The sequence below is a fragment of the Pandoraea sp. B-6 genome (assembly GCF_000282835.1).
In the GTDB taxonomy this organism is placed as follows: domain Bacteria; phylum Pseudomonadota; class Gammaproteobacteria; order Burkholderiales; family Burkholderiaceae; genus Pandoraea; species Pandoraea cepalis.
In genome coordinates this window covers 24,414-29,744 of record NZ_KB290549.1, presented here as the reverse complement: position 1 = coordinate 29,744, position 5,331 = coordinate 24,414, and the positions used below count along the sequence as shown (strand labels likewise).

Here is a 5,331-nt window from a genome sequence, read left to right as displayed (position 1 = left end):
CGGCGGTGGTGCCGGCACGGCGGCTGGCAATGCGATGGGCGGACGCTCGGGCGGTCTGATCGGTGCGGCCGTTGGCGGCGGCGCCGGCGCCGCGCTCGGCGGCAACATGTCGCGCTCCAGCTCGTACGACAACGATGGCTACCGCTACCGCGGCAAGCGCCATGGCCATCGCAAGCATCATCACTGATCAACCGGCGCCTGCCTGAACGACAACGCCCCGCGATTGCGGGGCGTTGTCGTTGGGACGGCCAGCCTGGCGCGGTCGCCGCGACGGCGCTATACCGCGCGAACTTCCAGCCGCTTGCCCAACACGGCAAAGGCGTTCTCCACCGCGTCGAGGCGAGAGGCATAGCCAAGCTTCAATAAACGATCCACCTGCACCTGATTGACGTGCATACGCCGGGCCAACTCGGCCTTTCGCACGTTCTGCGCGATCATCTCGTTCGCCAGCAGCACCTTGATCGACGCCATGATGGGCAACGTGATCGTGGCCTGCCCGCGCTTCGCACGCGACGGCCACGGGATCGGCCGCTTCTGTGCGAAGTAAAACTCCAGCGCCGCCTCAAGCGCTTCAAGCGCTTGCTCACGCGCGTGCGCCTCGTTCTCGCCGACGGTAATCGCTTCCGGCACATCCGGGAACGTGACCAACAACGTATCGTTCGTGTCGCGCTTGAGCGTAATGGGATAGGTCAACATAGTTCGCCTCGCAAATCGTTGCACCCACGGGTATCAGCACACGCTATTTCAGATCGAGTTGCTTCTTGATGGCTTCCACCAGTCCGCGTCCCATCTCCTTGGCACCATGATCCGGGAATACCGTCGAGCGCCCATTGAGCGTGACTCGAAAGTGACTGGATCCGGCACGGTGCTGCTCGAATGTCGCGCCCTCTCGCCGAAGCCACCTTCGGAATTCGCTGTACTTCATACTTCACCCGTGATGGAATCGAATACTACAACAAATCTGTCGTATCTGCCGCACAGAGATCACAACAAATTTGTTGCAAATTCCTGTCACGCCACTTCACGGCTGACTGACCCATGCCTTGCATCATCGCCGGCCCCACGGTCCAGCGAAAGCCGGCAGGCCGAATATCGGAAAGCCCCTACGCCAATAAAAAAGCCGCAGCACGATGGCTGCGGCTTCTCTCACTGGCACGACAGACGGCTCACCGCCCGCCGGGTTCCGCAAGGTACGATCCAATGCCCGTCGGATAGCTTCCCGGGATGAGCATCGACGTGTCGAGACGCTCGATGCTCGTGCGACCGGTCAGCGCCATCGTCACGTCCATCTCCCTGGCAATGACCTCCAGCGCGCGACGCACGCCCGCCTCGCCCATCGCCCCCAGCCCGTACAGGAACGGTCGCCCGATCAACGTCCCCTTCGCGCCCAGCGCCATCGCCTTGATCACGTCCTGCCCGGAACGCACGCCGCCGTCGAGCCACACCTGCGTGTCGCGTCCCACCGCCGCGACAATGTCGGGCAGCGCCCGGATCGTCGAGATCGCCCCGTCCAGCTGACGTCCGCCGTGGTTGCTCACCACGATCGCATCCGCCCCTGCGTCGCGCGCCGCGCGCGCATCGTCCGGATCGAGCACGCCCTTGAGCACGAGCTTGCCGCCCCAGCGCTTCTTGATCCAGGCCACGTCGTCCCAGGACAGGCGAGGGTCGAACTGCGCCGCCGACCACGCCGCGAGCGAACCGATGTCGTCCACCCCCTTCGCATGCCCCACGATGTTGCCGAACGTGCGACGGCGCGTGCCCAACATGCCCAGGCACCAGCGCGGCTTGGTCATCATGTTGGCAATGTTCGGCAGCGTGAGCTTCGGCGGCGCCGACAGGCCATTCTTGATGTCGCGATGGCGCTGGCCGCTGATCTGCAGATCCATCGTCACCATCAGCGCCGAGCACCCCGCCGCCTTGGCGCGATCAATCAGTCGCTCGATGAAGTCGCGATCGCGCATCACGTACAACTGGAACCAGAACGGCGCCTTGGTATGCGCGGCCACATCTTCGATCGAACAGATCGAAACAGTCGAGAGTGTGAACGGCACGCCGAACGCCTCGGCCGCGCGCGCCGCGAGAATCTCGCCGTCCGCATGCAGCATGCCGGTCATGCCGGTGGGCGCCAACGCCACCGGCATGGCGACCGGCTCGCCCAACATCGTCGCGCGCGTGCTGCGATGCTCGATGTTGACCGCGACGCGCTGGCGAAACGCAATCCCGCCAAAGTCCGCCGCATTCGCCCGATACGTCGACTCGGTCCATGAGCCGGAATCGACATACTCGTAAAACATGCGCGGCACGCGCCGCTGCGCGAGCACCCGCAAGTCCTCAATGGTGGTAATCACTGCCATGCTGCGTCTCTTCTTCCGGGAAGTCCCGACCGTCTTTCGGGAACGGGTGAATATCGTCGATATTTTTATTTCTGCTTCACCAGATCGACGAGCGACTGGGTTTGCTTGATTGTCTTGAGCACGATGTTCGATTGGATCGCCATGACCGCCGGCGCACGGTACAACTCGTTCACGATGAAATCCGAGTAATGCGCGAGATTCCGGGCCCTGACGGTCAAGATGTAATTGGCCGAGCCAGTGACGATGCGTGCGGTCACCACCTCAGGCCAATTCTGGACGCAAGCGAGAAACTTCTCGTGCCATTGATCGACATCGGGGCGCAGCGAGATTTGGACCAGGGCTTCGAACTCGAGGCCGATATGCTGTGCGTCCACGATGCAGCGGTATCCGGAAATCACCCCGCGATCCTCGAGCAACTTCACCCGACGAAGGCAGGCCGATGGCGACAACCCGACGGCATCCGCCAACTCCTGGTTGGAGATGCGCCCGTTGAGTTCGAGATGGCGCAGGATACGCAGATCGGCAAGGTCAAGGTTCATTGGCAGAATCCATCAAGTTCCCCAGGATTCTGGCAGATCCTTCGAATCGCCGCCAGTTGTCCGCCACAAATGGCCAGCAAATCCCATTTTTTGCGTTGAACTCGTAACGCCCGGCCAAGCCCGGGCACGGTGTGCTATCCGGGCCGTGAACGCCGCTTTCCGAGATTGCCGCTGTCGCGCCGCTTTCGCGTTGCGACGTGCCTACCCACCCGACTTGCGTTGCTTGACGATGCGTTGCAGCAGGTACCGCGTCTGTTCGAGCACCGCCTCGCGCACCATCCGGTTGCGTTCGGGATTCGGCTCGCTCGCCCACCCCATCGAACTGTCGACAGAGCGGCGCATCACGCGAAACGCCATGCCCAGCGTACTGATGCACACGGCCCGAACCCGCATTGCCTCATCGTCGGGCGCCACGCCCGCGAGCCGCGTCACAATGTTCGCCCCTACCGCGGCGAGCCGGCTCGAAAAGCGCTCGTGGAACACCTTGAAACCCGCCTCGGGTCCAAGCCCTGCCTGCTCACGGGCCATGAACATGTGCCAACCCTCGATCTCCGGCACTTCCTCCATGAACCCCGCCTTGCGGTTCTGCAGCTCGCAGAATGCGTCGATAAGCTGCTTGTCGGTCGCCTCCGGTTCGGCCACCACGCGCTCGGCCGCCTCGATCGCTTCGCCCATCTGCCCCATGACAAGACCCACGATGTACTCGACGCACGCCGTGTACACCCCCTCCTTGTTGTCGAAGTAATACTGCAGCGCCGGTGCGTTCACACCGGCCTCGTTCGCGATGTCCCGCGTGGAGGCCCCCGCAAAACCGAACTCGCCAAAGCACTTGATCGCCGCCAGGATGATGCGCGCGCGCGTTTCCTCACCACGTTGATACCCCGTGTCGACCGCATGCCGCGTTCGCACAGGCGTGCGTGGTGCTCGCCCGGCGCGTGAAGTTCCTTTCATGTCTGTCCTTGCTTGCCAAAACTTTCGTCAAAAATATAACACTTGACACAAATCGATCAACTGGAATAATTTTGCCAAACGGAATAATTTGAAGGCTCCCTCATGTCAACCGCAGCACCGGTCAAACCGACAACCTCGACACCGCCGATCGCACGCCACGCCGACACCCCGACCGCCAGGACCGTGGAAGCCGCCGAGACCACGCAGACGCCGGGCCGGCCCGAGGCGCCGGCCAACCGTCGTCGCAAAACGATTCTGCTGGGTGCGCTGGCAGTGGGCGTCGTCGCGGGTCTTGGCTGGGGCGCGCACTGGTGGTTCGTTGCGCGCTTCATCGAGTCGACCGACGATGCCTACCTGCAAGCCGACAGCATGACTGTCGCGCCCAAAGTGGGCGGCTACGTAACGGAAGTGTTAGTGCGCGACAACGAAACGGTGAGCGTTGGTCAGCCGCTCGTGCGGCTCGACGCGCGCCAATACCAGGCCGCCTTCGACGAGGCACAGGCAACCGTGCAGGCGCGCGAAGCCGATGTCGCGCGCGCCGAGGCCGAACGCGCCCAGCACACCGCGACGATCGCGCAAGCGCGCGCCGAACTCGACGGTGCGCGAGCGGACGCGCGCTACACGGCGGGTCAGGTCAAACGCTATGCGCCGCTCGTGGCCACCGGCGCGGAAACCGACGAGCGTCTTGCCGAGCTGCGCAATGCCAGCACCCGCGCCGACGCCACGCTCAAGAGCCATCAAGCCAGCGTTCAGGCGAGCGAGCGTCAGGCCGACACGCTCGACGCCGCGCTGGCGCAAGCCAAGGCGCAATTGACGGTCGCACAGGCCAGTGCGCGCAAGGCGGAACTCGATCTCGCCGACACAGTGGTCAAGAGCACGCTAGCCGGCCGCGTCGGCGATCGCGCCGTGCGCGTGGGCCAGTTCGCTCAGCCGGGCACGCGGTTGCTGACCGTCGTGCCGGTGCAGAACGTGTATCTGACGGCGAACTTCAAGGAAACGCAGGTGGGTCATATGCGGCCCGGCCAGCCGGTGACGGTTCACGTCGACGCCCTGCCGAGTCAGCCGATTCACGGCGTGGTCGATTCGCTCTCGCCGGGCACGGGCGCACAGTTCGCCTTGCTGCCCGCGCAGAATGCGACCGGGAACTTCACGAAGATCGTGCAGCGCGTGCCGGTGCGCATCCGGCTCGACGTGCCGGCATCGCTGCGCACGGTGCTGCTGCCGGGCCTGTCGGTGACGGCGGACGTCGACACCCATCGCCGCGATACGGCCGCCCCCGCCAAGCAGGCGAGTCGGGCCGATCAAGCAGATCGGGCGAGCGACCCCGTGGTACAGCTCGCGCTCAGCGCGCCACTGAACGCCCTCGTCGGCCCCGTCACCAGCGCGCCGTCGAACGCCGACGCCGCACCGTCATCGGCAAACGTTGGGGCGCAACGTGGCTGAGCGTGGCGCGATGGACACATCGTCGATCACTTCGCCTTCGTCGT

Annotated in this window: 6 protein-coding genes and 1 pseudogene; 2 read left to right on the top strand and 5 right to left on the bottom strand. The window is 64.3% G+C overall.

Annotated elements, in window-relative coordinates:
- Positions 1 to 187 (top strand): annotated as a pseudogene (locus tag A985_RS0119355) (hypothetical protein); the annotation flags it as partial.
- Between the two features lie 89 nt (positions 188 to 276).
- Here A985_RS0119355 and A985_RS0119350 read toward each other — a convergent pair.
- The 5 genes from A985_RS0119350 to A985_RS0119330 form a co-directional block, all read right to left on the bottom strand.
- On the bottom strand, positions 277 to 696 hold the full coding sequence (locus A985_RS0119350; protein WP_017235027.1) for a type II toxin-antitoxin system HicB family antitoxin: 420 nt from the start codon (positions 694 to 696) through the stop codon (positions 277 to 279).
- Positions 697 to 739: 43 nt separating this feature from the next.
- Positions 740 to 925 (bottom strand): type II toxin-antitoxin system HicA family toxin, encoded by a 186-nt coding sequence (locus A985_RS0119345; protein WP_017235026.1) that lies wholly within the window; start codon positions 923 to 925, stop codon positions 740 to 742.
- A 241-nt stretch (positions 926 to 1,166) separates the two neighbouring features.
- Complete coding sequence (locus tag A985_RS26285; RefSeq protein ID WP_017235025.1) at positions 1,167 to 2,354, bottom strand: alpha-hydroxy acid oxidase; 1,188 nt, start codon at positions 2,352 to 2,354, stop codon at positions 1,167 to 1,169.
- Between the two features lie 65 nt (positions 2,355 to 2,419).
- On the bottom strand, positions 2,420 to 2,893 hold the full coding sequence (locus A985_RS0119335; protein WP_017235024.1) for an Lrp/AsnC family transcriptional regulator: 474 nt from the start codon (positions 2,891 to 2,893) through the stop codon (positions 2,420 to 2,422).
- Positions 2,894 to 3,094: 201 nt separating this feature from the next.
- Complete coding sequence (locus tag A985_RS0119330; protein WP_051060270.1) at positions 3,095 to 3,844, bottom strand: CerR family C-terminal domain-containing protein; 750 nt, start codon at positions 3,842 to 3,844, stop codon at positions 3,095 to 3,097.
- Positions 3,845 to 3,946: 102 nt separating this feature from the next.
- On the opposite strand from A985_RS0119330, the gene A985_RS0119325 reads away from it, so the two are divergent.
- Complete coding sequence (locus A985_RS0119325) at positions 3,947 to 5,287, top strand: HlyD family secretion protein (RefSeq protein ID WP_017235022.1); 1,341 nt, start codon at positions 3,947 to 3,949, stop codon at positions 5,285 to 5,287.
- Positions 5,288 to 5,331: the final 44 nt, after the last annotated feature.